The organism is Enterococcus sp. 12C11_DIV0727 (assembly GCF_002148425.2).
In the GTDB taxonomy this organism is placed as follows: Bacteria; Bacillota; Bacilli; order Lactobacillales; family Enterococcaceae; genus Enterococcus_L; species Enterococcus_L lemimoniae.
Map to the genome: position 1 here is coordinate 687,846 of NZ_CP147248.1, position 20,042 is coordinate 707,887.

At 36.7% G+C, this 20,042-nt stretch carries 15 protein-coding genes; all 15 read right to left on the reverse strand.

Going from position 1 to position 20,042, the window contains the following annotated elements; genetic code table 11:
* Window positions 1–549 carry a CvpA family protein gene (locus A5866_RS03385; protein WP_086279327.1) on the reverse strand — a complete coding sequence of 183 codons (549 nt, stop codon included), beginning with the start codon at window positions 547–549 and terminating at the stop codon, window positions 1–3.
* Between the two features lie 20 nt (window positions 550–569).
* Window positions 570–1,010, reverse strand: a complete 441-nt coding sequence (gene zapA, locus A5866_RS03390; protein WP_176271431.1) for a cell division protein ZapA — start codon at window positions 1,008–1,010, stop codon at window positions 570–572.
* A 275-nt stretch (window positions 1,011–1,285) separates the two neighbouring features.
* Entirely contained in the window at window positions 1,286–5,638 is a 4,353-nt protein-coding gene (locus A5866_RS03395) for a PolC-type DNA polymerase III (protein WP_086444381.1), read from the reverse strand.
* A 578-nt stretch (window positions 5,639–6,216) separates the two neighbouring features.
* Window positions 6,217–7,929 carry a proline--tRNA ligase gene (locus A5866_RS03400; protein ID WP_086444380.1) on the reverse strand — a complete coding sequence of 571 codons (1,713 nt, stop codon included), beginning with the start codon at window positions 7,927–7,929 and terminating at the stop codon, window positions 6,217–6,219.
* A gap of 67 nt (window positions 7,930–7,996) precedes the next feature.
* The gene (gene rseP, locus A5866_RS03405; RefSeq protein ID WP_086444379.1) at window positions 7,997–9,265 is read right to left on the reverse strand and encodes an RIP metalloprotease RseP; all 1,269 of its coding nucleotides are present in this window, start codon (window positions 9,263–9,265) and stop codon (window positions 7,997–7,999) included.
* On the reverse strand, window positions 9,262–10,422 hold the full coding sequence (locus A5866_RS03410; RefSeq protein ID WP_086445522.1) for a 1-deoxy-D-xylulose-5-phosphate reductoisomerase: 1,161 nt from the start codon (window positions 10,420–10,422) through the stop codon (window positions 9,262–9,264). The genes rseP and A5866_RS03410 overlap by 4 nt, the downstream gene beginning before the upstream one ends.
* 58 nt (window positions 10,423–10,480) lie before the next feature.
* Window positions 10,481–11,281 (reverse strand): phosphatidate cytidylyltransferase, encoded by an 801-nt coding sequence (locus A5866_RS03415; protein ID WP_086444378.1) that lies wholly within the window; start codon window positions 11,279–11,281, stop codon window positions 10,481–10,483.
* Entirely contained in the window at window positions 11,278–12,081 is an 804-nt protein-coding gene (locus A5866_RS03420) for an isoprenyl transferase (RefSeq protein WP_086444377.1), read from the reverse strand. The genes A5866_RS03415 and A5866_RS03420 overlap by 4 nt, the downstream gene beginning before the upstream one ends.
* Before the next feature lie 220 nt (window positions 12,082–12,301).
* Window positions 12,302–13,870 carry a PASTA domain-containing protein gene (locus A5866_RS03425; RefSeq protein ID WP_086444376.1) on the reverse strand — a complete coding sequence of 523 codons (1,569 nt, stop codon included), beginning with the start codon at window positions 13,868–13,870 and terminating at the stop codon, window positions 12,302–12,304.
* Entirely contained in the window at window positions 13,863–14,537 is a 675-nt protein-coding gene (locus A5866_RS03430) for an ABC transporter ATP-binding protein (protein WP_086444375.1), read from the reverse strand. The genes A5866_RS03425 and A5866_RS03430 overlap by 8 nt, the downstream gene beginning before the upstream one ends.
* A 13-nt stretch (window positions 14,538–14,550) precedes the next feature.
* The gene (locus tag A5866_RS03435; protein WP_086444374.1) at window positions 14,551–16,017 is read right to left on the reverse strand and encodes an ABC transporter permease; all 1,467 of its coding nucleotides are present in this window, start codon (window positions 16,015–16,017) and stop codon (window positions 14,551–14,553) included.
* A gap of 229 nt (window positions 16,018–16,246) precedes the next feature.
* Entirely contained in the window at window positions 16,247–16,804 is a 558-nt protein-coding gene (gene frr / locus A5866_RS03440) for a ribosome recycling factor (protein WP_086444373.1), read from the reverse strand.
* A 3-nt stretch (window positions 16,805–16,807) separates the two neighbouring features.
* Window positions 16,808–17,530, reverse strand: a complete 723-nt coding sequence (gene pyrH, locus A5866_RS03445) for a UMP kinase (protein WP_086279316.1) — start codon at window positions 17,528–17,530, stop codon at window positions 16,808–16,810.
* A gap of 281 nt (window positions 17,531–17,811) precedes the next feature.
* Window positions 17,812–18,693 carry a translation elongation factor Ts gene (tsf, locus tag A5866_RS03450; protein ID WP_086279315.1) on the reverse strand — a complete coding sequence of 294 codons (882 nt, stop codon included), beginning with the start codon at window positions 18,691–18,693 and terminating at the stop codon, window positions 17,812–17,814.
* A gap of 351 nt (window positions 18,694–19,044) precedes the next feature.
* Window positions 19,045–19,833: a 30S ribosomal protein S2 gene (gene rpsB / locus A5866_RS03455; RefSeq protein WP_010764803.1), complete on the reverse strand. Its 789-nt coding sequence runs from the start codon at window positions 19,831–19,833 to the stop codon at window positions 19,045–19,047.
* Between the last annotated feature and the right edge of the window lie 209 nt (window positions 19,834–20,042).

A 20,042-nucleotide genomic window follows, 5' to 3' on the forward strand; every position in this document is an offset into this window, starting at 1 on the left:
CTATTTAATCATCTGTTCTACCCACAAATGATAGATTTGCTTTGAAAATATTGGTGTATCTTTTACAATATAACTTGCCAAGCCACTATTTTTGAATTGGTTTTGGACGGCATCAACAGGTAACATCGATAACGTACTCAATACTAAAAATATTCCGATATAGATGACTACTAAGCTGATTAATCCGCCTGCTAGCCAATTTGCTTGTTTTAATACAGGTATGAAAACTAAGCCATGGGCAAAAATAGCCAAAAATCGGACCACTAACCAACCAGCTGCTAGAATGAGTAAAAATGCCACTGCTCCATAAAAAGCTTGATCTAAATCAAGCGTAAGCTCCTGATTGAAAAAGACCAATTTAGTATCAGCTGTCGGCGAAGGATACGGGATGAACAATTCCAGATGAGAGGCTAAACTCTTATAATACGTTTTAGCTACAAAATAAGTAATCAGATAACCAAATGTATATAAAACTTGTAGAATCAGTCCGCGCCTAGCGCCTGTATAAAAACCAATGGCTAATAGTAGTAAAATAAGTAATGTTAACATCCTGTCATCCTCTCAGATTATTAGTCTTGAGTACTTTTGCTTTGAATCTGTTGTTTACGATTTTCATTTAAGATTTGTTGTGCTTCCATATGATTATGGATCTCAACATCTTCTTGTCCATTCTTTTTCAAGACACCTCTGGCTTCTTCTTCAATTGCTTCGATGCGTTTGATCCGATTTTCCAATTCAGCTAATCGAATGGTTCTTTTCTTTAATTCAGCAACTTCTTGCTCTAAATTAAGCACTTTTTCTTGTTTTTTCAATTGATCAGAAATTGCATTGATCGCAAGTAAAACAGATGCTTGTTCGTCATTTGTTTGTGGTGATATGTGTTTAATTTCAGCTAATTGTTCATTAACTAATTTAGTGACTAAATCCATATGTTGTTTGCTTTCTTGACCGATAATTGTGTACGTATGATCGGCAATTACAGCTTTATATCTTGTTTTTTCTTTAACCATGATAGTGTTCCCTCCTGTATAGATCCATTACATGCTATTGTACCATGAAAATCACCAATATGTGTTTTCAAATAACCCTTTACTATTATATGCTACTAAAACGGAAAATTAAAGGTTTAGTGTTATTATTATAACTTTTATTAGGTTTCTCTCTCCACCTAAAATACAAAACCACTACCTTAGTAAAATTCGAATAGCATAAATAAGAGAGTGAAACAAAACTGAAAATCAGTCTTGTTTCACTCTCTAAACCTGAATAAACCCTTTCATCTCGTTTATAACATATCAAACAGTGATAATTGATTTTCATCTGGTAAATCTTTTAAAACACCATTTTCAGTCATATACTCAATCAACGTTTTAGAAACTTTTCCGCGACTTGCAAGATCTTCCTTAGACAAGAAGGGTTCTTCTCTTGCTTCCACAATCGATTTAGCTACGTTAAGTCCTAAGCTTGGAACTGCTCTAAAAGGAGCAATCAACGTATCACCATCGATCACAAAATTTTCAGCATCCGATTTATACAAATCGATCATACCAAACTTGAAACCACGCTCAATCATTTCATTGGCAAGTTCCAAAACTGTTAATAGATTTTTTTCTTTTGTAGACGCTTCTAAGCCTTTATCTTGAATTTCTTTCATACGCGCTTTGACCGCTTCTTTTCCTTGTGACATTGCAACTAAATCAAAATCATCCGCACGTACTGAAAAATAAGCACAGTAGTAAAGGATTGGGAAATAAACTTTAAAGTAAGCAACACGTAAGGCCATCAAAACGTAAGCTGCCGCATGGGCTTTCGGGAACATATATTTAATTTTAGAACAAGAATCAATATACCAATCTGGTACGTTATTCTCTTTCATCGCCGTTAAATACTCTTCCCTTAGTTCATCAGGGATTTTGTTCCAAAGTCCCTTACGTACGGTTTCCATGATCTTAAATGCCATACCACTATCTAATCCAGCATGGATCAGGTAGACCATAATATCATCCCGACAACCGATAACTTCAGCCAAGGTCGCTTCGCCTTGACGGATCAGTTCTTCAGCGTTTCCTAACCAAACATCGGTACCATGAGATAGACCAGATATTTGCAGTAATTCTGCAAACGTTGACGGATGTGTTTCTTCTAACATACCTCGAACAAAACGAGTTCCAAACTCGGGAATGCCCAATGTACCTGTTTTAGAATAGATTTGTTCCGGTGTTACACCTAGAACTTCTGGTCCTGCAAAAATCCGCATCATTTCCGGGTCATCTGTCGGAATCGTTTTTGGATCGATTCCAGACAGATCCTGCAGCATCCGGATCACAGTGGGATCATCATGTCCTAGTATATCAAGTTTCAAAATATTATCATGGATCGAATGGAAATCAAAGTGAGTCGTTTTCCATTCAGAATTTTGATCATCAGCGGGATATTGAATTGGCGTAAAATCATAAACATCCATATAATCAGGAATAACGATGATCCCCCCAGGATGCTGTCCGGTCGTCCGCTTCACACCAGTCGAGCCTTTTGCTAAACGATCCACTTCAGCTCCTCTAAAATGAAGATTATGATCACGTTCATACCCTTTTACGAAACCGTAGGCGGTTTTATCTGCAACAGTACCAATCGTACCAGCTCGATACACATATTCCTCACCAAATAAAACTTTTGTGTAGTTGTGCGCTTCCGCTTGATAATCCCCTGAAAAATTCAAATCAATATCGGGTACTTTATCTCCATGGAACCCTAAGAAGGTTTCAAATGGAATATCATGACCGTCTTTAAATAGTCGTTGACCACAATTGGGACAATTTTTCTCTGGCATATCAAAACCAGAACCATACGAACCATCTTCAAAAAACTCAGAATGTTTACAATTAACGCAATGATAGTGCGGTGCTAAAGGATTGACCTCCGTGATACCAGTCATCGTTGCAACAAAACTCGAGCCAACCGAGCCACGTGAACCAACTAAGTAACCATCTTCCATACTTTTATGCACTAATTTTTGTGAAATCAAATAGATAACTGAAAATCCATTCCCAATGATACTATCTAGTTCTTTTTTTAAACGTTTTTCAACAATATCAGGTAATGGATCCCCGTAAAGCTCTTTTGCACGTGTGTAACTCAAATTTCGAATTTCATCTTCTGAACCTGGAATTTTTGGTGTATACAAATCGTACTTCACCGGGGTGATTTCATCACACATGTCAGCAATAGCATTAGGATTTTCGACAACAAGGCGATGAGCCGTTTCTTCTCCTAAAAATTGGAAGGCAGTCAACATTTCATCTGTTGTCCTAAAATGAACATCTGGCAAACTATGACGATTGAGCGGATTTGCTCCTCCCATAGAACCAACTAATATTTTACGGTAAATACTATCTTCTTCATTTAGATAATGAACATTTCCAGTCGCCACAACAGGCTTATCAAGTTCATCACCAATTTTGACTAAGTTTGCAATGATTTCTTCTAAATCTGCCTCACTTTTTACTAATTCTTGTTCAAGTAAAGGAGCATAAACGGCTTTGGGCATCACTTCAATATAATCGTAAAACTTCGCTCGATTCTTTGCTTCTTCTACCCCTTTTTGCATCATCGCTTCAAAAATTTCACCACTTGAACAAGCTGAACCAATGATCAGCCCTTCCCGTAATTTGCTTAATTGAGAACGAGGGATTCTTGGAATTCTGAAAAAATAATCGATGTTAGACATGGAAATTAATTTAAAGAGATTTTTTAACCCTGCTTGTGTGGTTGCTAAAATCGTGGCGTGAAACGGTCTTGCTCGTTTATAAGAATCCCCTTCCCCGATATGCATATTCAATTCATCATGATAGTTCATATTATGGTTTTCTTTCGCATCTTTCAAAAAGATCCAACATAAATGTCCCGTTGATTCAGAATCATAGATAGCTCGGTGATGTTGTTCTAGATTAACGCCAAATTTCTTCGACAAAGTATTTAATCGATGACTTTTGAAGGTCGGATTTAAATAACGTGATAGTTCCAATGTATCAATGACCGGATTTTCAGCTTCCGGAATATCATATTTTCCATAACTCGTATTTAAAAAGCCCATATCAAAAGACGCATTGTGGGCAACTAAAATAGTGTCCTCTGAAAACTCTCTAAATAAACGCAGAACTTCTTCTTCTGATTTTGATCCACGAACCATTTCATCTGTAATTCCTGTTAAATTGATCGTAGTTTGCGATAAAGGATGACCTGGATCGATAAATTGTTCAAACGTATCGATAATATTTCCCTTATGCATTTTCACAGCGGCCAATTCAATAATCGTGTCATAAACAGCTGATAACCCGGTCGTTTCAACGTCAAATACTACATAAGTTGCATCTGTCAATTCGATATGAGCTTCGTTATAGGCAATTGGCACACCGTCATCTACTACGTTGGCTTCAACTCCATATAAAATTTTTACACCCGCTTTTTTTCCTGCACTATGAGCATCGGGAAAGCCTTGCGCACCACCATGATCAGTGATTGCAATTGCCTTATGCCCCCATTTACCCGCTTGTGCCACGTAATCAGCAACATTATTTGTTGCATCCATCGTGCTCATATTGCTATGTAAATGAAGTTCAACCCGTTTATCGCCTTCTGGAGCGTAATCTTTACGTGGTGCATGTTTGACTTCCATTAAATCTTGACAGTTCATAACTAAGTCCCGCATAAATGTATCTTCTTGAATACTTCCGCGTACTCTTACCCAGCTATGTTTTTGGATCGCATCAAAAACTTGTTCATCTTTCTCACCATTAGAGAATTTTTTTACAATAAAAGATGATGTATAATCCGTAATTTTTAATATCAAGATTTTCCGTTTAGAACGTAATTCCCGCACTTCAACATCAAAGACAAACCCTTCGATCGTTACGCGACGTTCTTCTTCTAGAATATTACCCATCGGCATAATTGGTTCGTCATTTGGAATGTTCCGACCAAGTCGAATGGGGCCTTCAAGTGCCGGACCTTGTTGTTGCTGTTGTTTTTTCTTTTGCTCATGTTTAACCAGTGATTCAGCTGCTTGTTGTTGGAATGCAGCATCTTGCTCTTGCTTACGTTCTTCAAATAGCGCTAATACACGTTTCGCTTGCTGTTCATCCATTTTTGGTTCGATATGAAATTTTTGAAAGCCGTAATTGATATATAGCTCCTCAATAATTGGTAGATATTGTTGTTTTAGATATGGAATCACAGCATCGTTATCGACAGGTAAAATAATTTTTTTATCTTCAATAATCGGTGTTTGGTTTTTGATTACACGTTGAACTAAAGGCGTATCACATTGACTATTCAATAATGCTAGTTGCCAATAATCCGTCAATTGCTCTTCTGTAAATTCACTTTTATCAGTCGAAATTTTTACAGTTACACCTGCAATTTGTTGAAAAGCAAGTTCTAATTGCTGCATAAATGATTTATACAACATCACTGGTAAAATCTCAGCAAAGCCTAAATGAAATTCCCATAAACGACTTTGCTGATGAACAACGACTTTATCGATTCTTCCCTGTTGAATAAGCGGATGTTGCCGCTCTTGTTCATTTAATTGAATTTGATCAATCAACTGTGCAAATAACTCTTGTGCCTTTTCTGCCATTAAATGAACCTCCTTATAATAAAAGCGTAGCGGGCTCGTTCAACTCCGACTGAAAAATCGATTGTGGTGCTTTTTACCACAAACTATTTTTATCTTTTTCCTAAGGAGTTATCCCGTGCAGCTAGATAACGCATGGTAACGACGTTCCGCTTTGCTACACCTTGTACTTTTCAACATCAGTTCATTTTATTCACTGTGTTTCAAAGCAAAAGCGTAGCGGGCTCGTTCAGCTCTGTCTGAAAAATAGGAAAAATTAAATGTAATGTTTCTTTATCACATTTAATTTTTATCTTTTTTCCGAGAGACTAGCCCATGCAGCTAGATAAACTACTCCAGCCTCTATAATCCAAATATAGTCAAAAATCATCCGTTTTAAACTGGACATTTTTATAAGAAAGAGGCCCTTAAACATTTCTGCCAAGTGCCTCGCCACAATTAAGTATACTATTTTTTCCGAGGAAATACAATGTAAAGTAAGAACACTCCGAACCAATTTAACTCACTCACAAAGTAATAGACATGCTAATAGATAAAGCCTATGAAACCAATCATTGATTAGTTTCACAGGCTTATTTGTCTTAGTCTTTATCTGCATTCAACAATATAGATAATGTACTTTCAAGCTCTTCTTTCCGAACTTCAACCATTTCGCCAGTGCGCTTGATTTTGACTTCTACGACACCATCAACAGCCTTTTTACCGACAGTGATGCGGATTGGACAACCGATCAAATCAGCATCAGCAAATTTTACCCCTGCTCGCTCATTTCGATCATCTACTAATACTTCATAACCAGCTGCTGACATCATTTCTTCAACTTCTTGTGCTAGTTTTATTTGATATTCATCTTTTATGTTCATTTGAACAACATGTAGATCAAATGGTGAAATGCCAGCTGGCCAATTAATACCATTCTCATCGATATTTTGTTCAACGATTGCAGAAAGTAAACGGCTTACACCGATTCCATAACAGCCCATGATCACATGTTTTTCTCGACCATTTTCATCTAAAACTGTTGCACCCATTGCTTCACTATAGCGAGTACCTAGTTTAAAGATATGACCGATTTCGATTCCTTTAGTAAATTCTAAAGCACCGTTGCCATCTGGTGAAGGATCTCCTTCTTGAACAAATCGTAAATCTTCATAGCTGATTGGTGTAAAATCACGTCCAGGATTAACATTGCTTAAGTGGAAACCTGTTTCATTAGCACCCGTGATCGCATTCGCTAAATCTTGAACATGAAGATCAGCAAATAGCTTCACTTCTTCTGATAATTCAACGGGACCAACTGAACCAAAATCAGCACCTAAATATTTCCGTGCATCTTCATCCGTTGCTTCCTCTAGGAAATCAACACCCAAGAAGTTTTTTAATTTAACGTCGTTTACTTCATGATCACCACGAACTAGTACTAACACAGGTTCTTCGTCGGCCATAAATAAAACAGACTTGATAATGCGCTGTGGTTCCACGTTGAAAAATGCTGCAACTTGTTCAATTGAGCTAACATCAGGTGTTGCAATTTTTTCGATGTCTAATTGCGTTTCATGTGATTTTTTCGGAGTATATAGACTCGTTGCCATTTCTAGATTGGCAGCATAATCACCATCTGTTGAAAAACAAATTGTATCTTCACCGATTTCAGAAATCGCCATAAATTCTTTAGAATCTTTTCCACCCATTGCTCCGCCATCACCAATGATTGCTCGGAAATTCAAACCGCAACGCTCAAATATAGCAGAATACGCTTTTTCATAATCGCGATAAGATTGGTCCAAACTTTCTTCATCTGCATGAAATGAATAACCGTCTTTCATGATAAATTCTCGACCCCTCAATAAGCCAAAGCGAGGACGTTTTTCATCACGGTATTTTGTCTGAATTTGATAAAGATTTAACGGTAACCGTTTGTATGAGTTCACTTCATCTCGGATCAATTCTGTAAACGTTTCTTCATGTGTAGGACCAAGAATATAGTCCCGTTCATTACGGTCTTTTAAACGATATAAATTAGGACCATAAGTTTCGTAACGACCAGATTCTTTCCATAGCTCTGCAGGTAGCAACGCTGGCATCAACATTTCGATCGCATCGATCTTATCAAACTCTTCTCGCATGATTCTTTTTAATTTTTCAAGTACTCGATTTGCTAATGGTAAATAAGAATAAATCCCTGCTGAGACTTGGCGAATATACCCTGCTCTAAGTAACATTTGGTGGCTCAAGACTTCTGCATCATTAGGCACCTCACGTAAAGTTGGGATTAGCATTTTTGACTGTTTCATTAGAACTCTCCTTTGTTTAAACGAATAATTGACACTCCTCAAGTGCTTCGTTGTAAAATCAAATTATTTAAAAGAAAAAACGTTGAATATCATTCCAAGTCACTAACACCATCAATAGCATGATGAAACCAAAACCAATCAATGTTAGTAAACCTTCTTTTTCTTGACTTAAAGGTTTGCCTCTAAGTCCTTCAAAAATATTTAATACGATTTTACCGCCATCAAGTGCTGGTATTGGCAATAAATTGATGATACCTAGATTGACTGATAACATTGCCATTAACCAAATCACCGTGTTGACACCTGCTTTTGAAGCTTCTGCAGACATTTGAAACATCATTACTGGACCACCCAATTTATCTAAACTAAATCCAGTAAATAATGATTTTAGCGCTGTAAATATTTGCATAGAACTACTTAATGTTGTTTGAACTCCACCAAGTAACTTATCAGCTAGACCCGTTTTCTTTGGTGGCAAGATCCCTATCACACCAATTTCTTCCTTACCAGATTTTTGACTTTTAGGCGTTATATCCACTTCTCTTGTTTTACCAGCTGATTCGACCATCAGATTTAGTTCTTTATCTGGGCTATCTTGAATGATCTTTGTGAAATCGTTCCAATCATCGACAGATTGTCCATCGATCGATACGATACGATCATCTGCTTTCAAGCTTGCTTTTTCAGCTGGACTATCTGGTTGGATACCACCAATTAAGTTAGTATTTGTGTACGTCACGCCACCTTGCATAAAGACATAGACTGTAAATAACACGAGAGCCAGAATAAAATTATTCATCGGTCCAGCAAAATTGGTCAACATTCGTTGCCATAATTTTGCTGATTGGAATTGGACATCGATTGGTGCAATCCTAACTTCGGTTCCATCTTGCTCAATAATAGTTGCATCATGATTTACTTTATAGGTGATTTCTTCCGACTCATCACCATTGACATACCCTTTAATGAACAACTCTTTTTCCAAATCAGCTGCTAACATTTCCATCGGAATACTATTGGTCAACTGGACTTTTTTACTTGTATTGATTTTTACAACTTCTTGCCGCTCATTTAGCTCAACAGAAAGCGGCATTCCAGGAGCTAACTCTGTTTCATCTTCCCCCATGCCCGCCATGCGAACATATCCGCCGATTGGCAGTATCCGAATCGTGTAAGCTGTTCCGTCTTTGCCTTGATGAGCAAAGATCTTTGGACCCATACCAATCGCAAATTCTCGCACTAAAATACCTGAACGCTTTGCGAAGAAAAAATGTCCAAATTCATGTACTAAAACAAGAATTCCAAAGACAATAATAAATGTAATGATTGTTTTCATAACCGACCTTCTTCCTTTATCCATCTTTCTACGATAGTTCTTGTTTGTTTATCGATTTCGATCACTTCTGATAAAGTGACTTCGGTAGTCTCTTGGTAATGATCGACTGCTCGTTGAACGAATTGTTCGATTTGTAAATACGAAATCTTTCCATCTATAAATGAAGTTGCCGCAATTTCATTTGCCGCATTATAGACAGTTGGATAGGCACCACCTTTTTTCCCGACTGTAAAAGCTAGATCCAACATTGGAAAACGATTGAAATCCATCGGTTCAAAATTCAATTGACCAATCTGAGTTAAATCAAATGCCAACTCATTTTTGATTGGCAACCGATCCGGGTAAGTTAATGCATATTGAATTGGTTCTCGCATATCACTTGGTCCCATTTGAGCCAAGTAAGCCCCATCTTTTAATGCAATCATTGAATGAACAATACTTTCTTTATGTAAAACAACTTTTATTTTATCATAATCTGTACCAAATAACCAATGAGCCTCGATAACTTCTAACCCTTTATTCATCATTGTAGAAGAATCTATTGTAATTTTTTTCCCCATCGACCAATTTGGATGGTTTAAGGCTTGTTCTAAGGTCACAGTTTCCAACTCATCACGTGTCTGGTCTCTAAAGCTGCCTCCTGAAGCGGTAATCACTAACTCCTTCAAGTTATCAGCTTTCTGCCCTTCTAAACATTGGAAAATCGCTGAATGTTCACTATCGACTGGTAAGATGTTGACATTATTTTTTTCTGCTGCTTCCATGACCCATTTTCCTGCCATGACCAAGGTCTCTTTATTGGCTAAAGCAATATCTTTCCCTACTTCGATGGCCGCCATCGTAGGGAGTAACCCTACACTTCCTGTTATAGCGGTTAAGACAACATCCACTGCCTCATGTATGGCAGCTCCTACAAGACCTTCTGCTCCTACACCAAACTCGATATCGGGAAAGCGGTCCGTTAACTCTGCTTTGATTTTTTCTGAGCCCACACCGACATATCGTGGTTTCAAGCGTTCTATTAATTCTGTCCCTTTTTCACTATTGGAATGAAACGTCAGCGAAACGATTTTAAAGAGTTCAGGGTATGCCATAACAACATCTACGGTGTTTGTGCCAATAGAGCCTGTTGCTCCTAATAATGCTATATTTTTCATATTAAAAAGAAAAACCCTGAACATTCAGAGTTTTTCACCTTCCCTTCTTGTTTAGAAATTAAAATAGTCCGAATAAATGCATAATTGGAAAAACAAAAAGTAGGCTATCAAATCGATCTAAGATCCCGCCATGCCCTGGTAAAATAGTTCCAGAATCCTTCACATCATAGTGTCGCTTGATTGATGACTCGACTAAATCGCCAAACTGACCAACAACCGAAAAAACTACTGTGATAAGTAACATGATTGATAAATTATAAGTGAATAACTCTTTATTAGGTGTCAATGTCAAGAATAAGAATGCTACTACAACCGCACAAAGGATTCCCCCTAGTGAACCTTCAATTGTTTTATTGGGCGAAACTTCTGGCCACAATTTTCTTTTGCCAAATCGTTTACCAATAAAATATGCACCAATATCCGTCGACCAAACAACAAATAATGCATACAACAAGACAACAAAACCAGTATGTCTAGCACTCACAAAGTTTTGGAAACCAACACCCACATATAGGCTAGTGATCACCGGAAATCCTGCTTGGGAGATTGTATACATATTTTTCGACGCAACTAAGCCACCTAGCAAAATCATGACAGTTAGGTAAAATAAAATGAAATTATCTGCTTTTTCAGGTAAAAAGAAGAACCAACGGTCTTTAGGTAGCACTAAAAATATTGCCCCTAGAGCAGAAAGAACGCCTTCAAAACTAGCGATTTCCAATCCTTTCATTCTAAATAACTCATAGACTCCAACTACAGCTAATAATGCTGCTGCGAGTTCGATCACGAAACCGCCGTACCAAATAATCGGTATAAAAACAACTAATGCTACGGCCGCTGTAATAACGCGTTGTCTCATTTTTTTTCCTCCTCAGTTTTTTTTAAACCACCAAAACGGCGATTCCGATTTTGAAACGATGCTAGTGCCGATTCTAATAATGTATCATTAAAGTCAGGCCATAAAGCATCTGTGAAAAATAACTCACTATAGGCAATTTGCCAAAGTAAAAAATTACTGATTCTTTCTTCTCCGCTAGTCCGAATCAACAATTCAGGATCTCTTAAATCATCAGCCAGAAAACCAGTCATCAAATGATCTGCTATTGTATTTTCCGTGATTTCTTCAGCAGAAAGTTCATTATCCGCTGTTTTTTGGGCAATTTCTTTAACTGCCGTAACGATTTCAGCTCTTGAACCATAATTTAAAGCGAAGTTTAAAACCATCCCAGTATTGTTTTTTGTTTGGTCAATTGCTCGCTCTACCGCATCTTGAGTATGTTCTGGTAAGAATTCTTTGTAGCCCATCACATGAACTTTTACATTTTCTTTGATCAGTTCGGGCACAAATGTATCAAAAAAATCAACTGGTAGCTGCATTAAAAAGCTTACTTCCTCAGAGGGCCGTTTCCAGTTCTCTGTAGAAAATGCGTATAGGGTTAAAACCTTGACCCCTAACTTACTAGCATGCTTCGTGATTTTTTTGACAGTGTTCATCCCTTCTTTATGCCCAGCTATCCGAGGTAAACGACGATTTTGCGCCCATCTTCCATTTCCATCCATAATAACTGCCACGTGTTTGGGTATAGGTCCTTTACTATCAAATGTAAAAGTACTTTCTTCTTGTATGTATTTATTCTTTTGTGGAAAAAAACGTAACATATTTTTCCCTCCATTCCAAAAATCTGTCTAGACTATTATAGCAATATCTTTCAAAAATGCCTATGCAAATGAAAGAATTTCGATATTATTTAATCTTTTTCTTGCTGATTTGCTGTAATCCACAATCAAAAAGCACTTTTTAACACTCCATTTTCAAAAAAGAAAGTATAAAACAAAACTAAAATCAGTTTTATCTCATACTCTTAAACGAAATAAATGGCTACTCTGGTTTGTCAGAGGGTTTATTTTCTTCTGGTTTTAAATTCCCTTTACTGATCCCAATTTGAACCACAGAATTGATTGGGATGAATTCATTGTATTGACTCATTTTAACTACCGTTCCTTTTGTCACAGTAGAATCTACGTAATAAACTTGATACGTGATGTTCGCACCTTTAGATTGATATTCATCATAAAAAATCTTTTGAAGATCGCCTTCTAACGTACTATCCCGTAAATCTTTAAGGTATGGTTTCCCAAATGAATAGACTACTTGGACCACAGGTTTCTCTTCTTTTTCAGTATATTTTTTTCCAATTTCTACTGATTGACTAATAAATTGGCCATAAGGAACTTGATCATTAAACAACTGCTTTACTTGTACTTGTAAGCCATTTGCTTTTGATTCTGCTTCTTCGGCAGTAAACTGTGAAAAATCAGGTACTACGATAGCTTTACCTGTTGAGACAGTGACCGACATCGATTCTTTTTTCGCAACTTTAGTATCTTTGCCAATACTTTGTGAAATGACTTTGCCACTCTCCACTGTTTCGGAATCGGCTTCATCGGTTTTCAGCGTAATCTCATTTTTCTTCGCCCATTCTGTTGCTTCTTCTTTCGCTTTTCCAGCAAAGTCAGGTACTGAAATATTTTTTTCAAAGACTTCTTTGCCTTTGGAGAAATAAACTTTTGCTTTATCTTTACGTTTATAATTTTCAGCTTTTACATCTTTATTGGTTATCTCAAATTTTAGATAATCACCAGCTGCAACTTTGTCACTGTACTCTTCAATGATTGCCAAGTTTTCAGCTTTTTGTTCCTTGATCCAGCTTTTTGCATCGTTTAATTTCATTTCTTTAAAATCAGGAAGCAAAATAGCCTCTTCAGGATCTGCACCCAGACTTGCATCAACAACTAATTCTTTGCCTTTTTTTATTTTTTTATTTTTCACATTTTGATGGATAACGATGTTTGCTTCTTTAGCAAAATCATATTTCTGTTCAACTTGGAGTTTCACACCATTTTCCGTAGTCCAGACGCGTACTTCTGATAATTCTTTTCCTTCAAAATCTGGTACTTTGACATGGGTCAATTGGTAATACCCAAAGTATAATAATAGGGCAGCGACTAAACCACCTAAGCCAAAAAGAATAAATTTACGGATTTTTTTCTTTTTATATGTGGGATCTGTTTCGATCACTTCTTCAGGATTCTTGGACTGATTTACAGTTGCTGTTGTCACTGGTTCACTAGTAGTGGTTGCTTTTTTCGGTTCGTTTTTTTTCTTTTTGATGCGTTTTTTGGTATAGATTAAGTCTTCTGGCTCGCTTGTTAGGCTCTTGTACTGTTCCCCAGTAGAGTTCCCCTTATTTTCAGGACTGTTTTGGGGTCCAAAGGAAGCTTCAGGTTGGACTGCTTTATCCGCTAACAGCTCTTGCTTGCTTGCTTTTTTTTCTGGTCTTGCTATTTTTTTCCGTTCCAGTTTGTCTGACTGCTCTTTTTGCTTATTTTTTTCCTGACGGGTTTTTTCATAGTTTTCCCCGCTGAAATTTGATAGAAAATCACTCATATTTTTTTAACACACCTTTTTTCAGGTAGTAAGTCTCATCAGACTGGTCAGCAATATCATTGGAATGTGTCACAACAATAACACATTTATTATGGACTTTAGCAAGGTTTTGAAAGATGTCGACAATTTCTTGTTCCATACCTTCATCTAAATTTCCTGTTGGTTCATCCGCTAAAATGATATCGACATTTGTTGCTAAAGCTCTAGCAATTGCAACACGTTGTTGTTCACCACCAGAGAGTTGGTTTACAAGTCGGTCTGCCTTTTCGCTCGTAATACCAATATAATCCAAGAGGTTATAGGCCACTTCTTTTTGATTCGCTGGCAGCTCATTATCTGTAATCGACATTGCAACTAAGACATTTTCTAAAGCAGTCAAATAAGGAACTAAATTATAGCTTTGAAAGATGATACTAATATCATCACGACGGTATTTTTCATAGCCAATTGCCTTAATATCTTGCCCATTTAGTAGAACTTGTCCTTCTTTTGGCGTATCTAAAGCACTGATCAGAGAAAGAAAGGTCGTTTTTCCTGAGCCAGATTGTCCTAAGATCGTGTAAAATTTTCCTTGTTCAAATGAAACACTGGTATCTTTTAAAATAAAACGGCGCTGATCGCCATCTTGATAAAAATAGCTGAGATTTTTCGTTTCTAAAATCGCCATTTTTTCTAACCCCCTACATCATGATTTTCTTTGGATTCAAGCGAACAATATAGAGCAACGGTAAAATAGCCGCTAACAATACTGTTCCTAATCCAACAACTAAATAGGTAATGATATAGCCTAATGAGAATTTCACTTCATACGCATTCATGATGTCATCCGATGTTAACATGGTTGACCCTAATCCATCTAATCCCATATACATATTCATTTGATCGTTAGAATTACTTAATAGATCACTATTTAGTAAGGACTCTGAAACTATTTTCCCTAAGAAATTACCTGTGATCAGCGACAAAATCAATGCGATTCCACTTATTATCAGCATTTCAATGATAATTTGTCCCATGACATGACTTCGTTTATCACCTAATGATAGATAAATGCCTAATTCATGTTTACGATCACGCATAAACAATAAAACCACAAGGGAAATAATCAACAATGTGGCGATAACGGCAATCATCACGACATAACCTGAAATTTGAGACATTTTTTTCATACTGCCGCCGATTTGTTCGTATTGATCAGTCGATGCTTTGACTGTATACAACTTAGGTAACAGAGGTTGCGTCTCTTGTTTAAAGGCTTCTACGTCATCTGGGCTTTTTAGTACGTAGATAGGTGTGTAATATTCTTCTTGGTCTTCTTCTGGAATAAACATACTATCTGGTGCGACTTTTTTTAATTTTTCTGTATAGTCTTTATTGATTTCTAGTACAGTTTTATTTGGTAAGTAAATCGTATTGATTTGTTGTAATGACATAAATTGCTTATTCATTTCTTGTTCATCATTCTTTTTCTTCTCTTTATCTTTCATTTCTACCGTAGTTGGCTCAAAAATCCCTATAATTTGTATAGGAACATCTATTTTAAATAATTCCTTTTCTTCGCCACTCTCATTATAGTCATAGCCTCGAGTATCCATCACCATTTGATCTCCAACTGAAAGTCCATTTTCTTCTGCAACTTTCGAAGAAATCAGCCCAACGTTTTTACCATTATCAATCTCTTCTTGAGTAAACACTTTACCGTCTACTAACTTTATACTTTTTTCTTCAACATCTAAAATTTTATGATAGTTTGAACCTTTTAAGGTAAATCCTTCCATCATTGCTCCTGATTGTTCTGCATCTAATGTTGCACTTTTCAACTCTTTCGTTTGTGACATTGATAGAGCATTGTAATCATAGTATTTCACATAAGGAGAGTCTCCGATTTTTTTCATCAAATCAACTTTAAGTTGATCAATTTTAAGGTCTTCTTTTGCAAACTCTTCTTGATTATTTTCGTAATCAAGTTGAATAGTCGCCATACCACCTAACTGTTTTTTGACGCTTTTTTCAACATTCTGTGTCGACTGCTGAATTGCGATCGATCCTGCAATAACATTCCCCAAGACAAATATCACTGCAAATAAAATGAGTGATTTCCCCTTTTTTCTTGTAACGCTGCATAATGCACGATTAATAAAATTCACTTTCTCATCTCCTTTTAAAAAAATAAAGTTACTCTCATTATTCCATAACACTTCACCTTTAACAAGATGTTTTTCAGCATAGTTACTTATTCATACTCATTCAATAGATTATAATTTTATGTTTTTTGTTTTATACTAATAAAATAACAATTATATTAAATAAAACAAAAAACAACTAGACTCACCACTGGAAAAAGCGGGAATCTTGTTGTTTTTTCTATTAATATTCTTAAACTTCTAGAAGTTCTTTTTCTTTTTCAGCAGTAATAGTATCAATATTTTTAACACTATCATCTGTTAGCTTTTGTGCGTCTTTTTCCAAGCTACGTAATTCATCTTCAGTAATATCGTTACTTTTTTGTTGTTTTTTTAGTTCATCGATTGCATCACGACGAATGTTTCGAACAGCAATTTTAGCGTTTTCTGCAGCTTTTTTCACGTCTTTTGCTAATTCTTTACGACGTTCTTCTGTTAATTGCGGAATCACTAAACGAATCACCGTGCCGTCATTGGTCGGGCTAATACCGATATCACTTGCTTGGATAGCTTTTTCGATATCTTCCAGTGAGTTTTTATCAAATGGCGTGATCATTAAAACACGTGCTTCTGGAATATTAATTCCAGCAAGTTGGTTCACTGGTGTAAGTGCGCCATAGTAATCCACTTGAATTCTGTCTAACAGACTTGCATTGGCACGTCCTGCACGGATTTGGCCAAGTTCACGTTGTAAACTTTGTTCTGCTTTACTCATTTTTTCTTTGGCTGTTGCTAATACAGTTCCACTCATTTTTTATTTCCCCCTTACGGTTGTTCCAATATTTTCGCCAAGACATGCGCGGCGAATGTTACCTGTTTCATTTAAATTGAAAACGACTAATGGAATATCATTATCCATGCTTAGCGAACTAGCTGTTGAGTCCATTACCTGCAATCCTTTTGAGATTACATCTAAATGTGTCAATTCTTCAAATTTGACTGCGCTTGAATCCAATTTAGGATCGGCAGAGTATACACCATCAACATTGTTTTTAGCCATTAAAATGACATCGGCATTGATTTCTGCTGCACGTAACGCTGCAGTAGTATCGGTAGAGAAGTATGGGTTCCCTGTTCCCCCAGCGAAAATCACGATACGTCCTTTTTCTAAATGACGTTCCGCACGTCGACGGATATATGGCTCCGCAATTTGACGCATTTCGATGGATGTTTGAACACGAGTTGGAACACCTATATTTTCTAAGGTATCTTGTAAGGCTAAAGCATTCATTACAGTAGCCAACATTCCCATATAATCTGCTTGAGCGCGTTCCATACCCATTTGAGCACCAATTTGCCCACGCCAGATATTTCCACCACCAACAACAATTGCCATCTCGATACCTAATTCATGAACTTCTTTGATTTCTTCTACAATCTCTTTGATTGTTGGAGGTTTTATTCCAAACCCTTCTTCTCCGGCCAAAGCTTCGCCACTTAACTTTAATACAACACGTTGATATTTAGGTTTTACCATTTTTGTTTTCCCTCCACCATTTGTCTAAGAACATTTTAACATACTCTAGGCATTCTGCCAGTCTATTTCTTTTGATTTGCCTAAAAAAAGAGTGTGGGACAAAAGTAAAAAACACTTTTGTTTCACACCCTAAATACGAATAAACGGTGGGACCAGAAGCAACTCTTTCGGAAATAAGCTGAAATTCACAAAAATTTGAAGAGCAATTTTCGTGAATTCCTTCTTATTTCTCAGGGTTAAACACTTCTGTCCCAACCTCAACTGTCACATACGTGACAGATTTATTTTTTGATTTGGCTCATTACTTCGTCTGCAAAGTTATCTTCACGTTTTTGAATTCCTTCGCCAACTTCAAAGCGGATAAATGATTTAACTGTCGCACCTTTAGATGCAACATATTTTTCAACGGTCATATCAGGATCTTTAACAAATGGCTGATCTACTAATGAAATCTCAGCTTTAAATTTGTTCAAGCGTCCTACGACCATTTTTTCAACGATATTCGCTGGTTTGCCTTCGTTTAATGCTTGTTCAGAAAGAATTGATTTTTCATGTTCTAATTCTTCTTGAGGAATTTGAGTTTCGTTAACATAACGAGGGTTGATTGCTGCAACATGCATTGCAACATCTTTAGCAACTTCTTCATCCGTTGTTCCTTCTAATACTGTTAATACGGCAATACGGCCACCCATGTGTAAATAAGCACCAAATGCTGCATTGTCAGCTTTTTCTACTAATTCAAAACGACGGAAACTGATTTTTTCACCGATAACAGTTGTTGCTTCGATCAATTCAGTTTCAAGAGTGCCTTTGTCTGTTTTAATTGCTAAAGCTTCTTCTAAGTTAGCTGGTTTGTTTGTTGCAATTTCAGTTGCGATTTTTTTAACTAAATCTTGGAACATTTCGTTTTTAGAAACGAAGTCTGTTTCAGAGTTCACTTCAACGATAGCTGCAAAGTTACCATTTGAAGCAACATTTGCTAAACCTTCTGCTGCAACACGATCATTTTTCTTAGCAGCTTTGGCCATACCATTTTCACGTAAATGATCAACTGCTGCTTCCATGTTACCTTCTACTGCTACTAACGCTCTTTTTGCGTCCATCATACCGACACCTGTCATGTCGCGTAATTCTTTAACTAATTTTGCTGAAATATCTGCCATTTTTTGTTCCTCCTAAGTTTTAAAAGCGTAGCAGGCTCGTCCGGCTCTGACTGAAAAATAGGAAAATATAACTGAGGTGCTTTTTGCCTCGTTTATATTTTATCTTTTTTCCGAAGAGCTAGCCTGCGTAGCTAGATAATTTTAAAAGCTAAATGAGCTCGTTCAGCCTTGACAGGAAAATAGGAAAAATTGATTGAGATGCTCTTCATCTCACTCCATTTTTATCTTTTTCCCGAAAGGCTAGCTCATGAAGCTAGATAATATGAATTGTAAAATTCGTTTTAAAAAAGCTATCTCAAAGGAGAATCAGGCTTTTTCGCCTAGCCTTCGAGACAGCTCCGTTATTTTAAATTATTCTGCTGAATCGTTTGCGCCTTCAACAACATCAACGATTTCTTCGATTGAAGTTGCTGCTTCTGGAGCTGCTTCAACAAAGATTTCTTCTACAGCTTGATCTTCACCTTGGTTTCCTTCGATGAAAGCGTCAGCCATTTTAGCAGTGATCAATTTAACCGCACGAATCGCATCATCATTTGATGGGATTACTACATCGATTTCATCTGGATCACAGTTTGTATCAACCATCGCTACGATTGGGATGTTCAATTTTTGAGCTTCTTGAACAGCAATACGTTCTTTACGAGGGTCAACAATGTACATTACATCTGGAATTCTAGGCATATCTTGAATACCACCTAAGAATTTTTCTAGACGTTCACGTTGTTTGTTTAAACCAACAACTTCTTTTTTAGGAAGAACATCAAAAGTTCCGTCTTCTTCCATTTTATTGATATCTTTCAAACGTTTGATACGTTTTTGGATTGTATCCCAGTTAGTCAATGTTCCACCTAACCAACGGTGGTTAACAAAGTATTGACCTGAACGAATCGCTTCGTCTTTAATCGCTTCTTGTGCTTGTTTTTTAGTTCCTACGAATAATGCAACGCCGCCGTCTTCAGCAACATTTTTCATGTAATCGTAAGCAGCATCTACTAATTTAACTGTTTTTTGTAAGTCAATGATGTAGATTCCGTTTCTTTCTGTGAAGATGTATTTCTTCATTTTTGGGTTCCAGCGACGAGTTTGGTGTCCAAAGTGTACGCCAGCTTCTAGTAATTGTTTCATAGAAATTACTGCCATGTGTTGTTTCCTCCAGTTTGGTTTTTATTTGTTCCCTCTCCTGTTCTCATATCTATAAGGAACTACTAAAAGTAGCACCGCCTTACAAATCAAATCAGGATGTGGATTTAGTGTTTTCACACCGTTGTCTAGTATACATGATTATTTTATAGATTTCAACCGAATCAAGTATTTTTTTTAGAAAGTCATTGAAAAAACGAATGAAATCT